2 pseudogenes are annotated in these 741 nt (G+C 46.3%); both read right to left on the bottom strand.

Annotation, left to right across the window (positions count from 1 at the left end):
• Positions 1 to 159 (bottom strand): annotated as a pseudogene (locus CIK04_RS33875) (class I SAM-dependent methyltransferase); the annotation flags it as partial.
• A 214-nt stretch (positions 160 to 373) separates the two neighbouring features.
• Positions 374 to 741 (bottom strand): annotated as a pseudogene (gene lexA, locus CIK04_RS25385) (transcriptional repressor LexA); the annotation flags it as partial.

Genomic DNA, 741 nt, shown 5'->3' with positions numbered 1-741 from the left:
CACATCACCAGATAAACACTCAGGCGCAAGCTTGCAACTTAAACAGGCTTTCGCGGCAATCGGGTCATAGATTAAGCCTCCGTCGACCAAGCTTTCTCGGCTACGAAGCCACAACGGCTGCAACAATCTTGCTGGTACCGGATCATTCCCTTTTCCGATGACTGTTTGATTGAAGACATCACGATGACCTTTCTCATCGATTCCAATAAAGTAACTTAATGATAATAAATCTCAATTACAATTTCAATCCGCGCGGTGCACCCTCACTGACGCCTTACTAGAGAAACGATCGTCAAATGAAGGCCGAGACAAAACAAATAAGACTCCGTAGAAACGGACTTATTGAGCATTACTTTGCACATAATTGGGCGTATTACATCCAATCCGTATTGCGGATAATGCCTACAGCAATGCCTTCAATGGTCAACTGCTGGCTAGTGAGATCCACTTCGATAGGCGCAAACTCTTCATTTTCTGCATGGAGCAGCACGGTTGAACCTTTACGTTCCAAACGTTTTACCGTCACATCATCTTCAACACGCGCGACTACAACTTGCCCATTGCGCACGTCTTGTGTTTTGTGCACAGCCAACAAGTCACCATCCATAATGCCAATGTCTTTCATACTTTCGCCATGAACGCGCAAAAGAAAATCGGCTTGAGGTACGAAACATGCTCGGATCCACTTGGTAGTGCATTTCCACATGCTCTTGCGCCAAGATAGGCTCCCCTGCCGCAACT

The organism is Vibrio sp. 03_296, from assembly GCF_002265885.1.
Note: the sequence above shows the minus strand (reverse complement) of the source record. Positions and strands in the feature narration are given on the sequence as shown.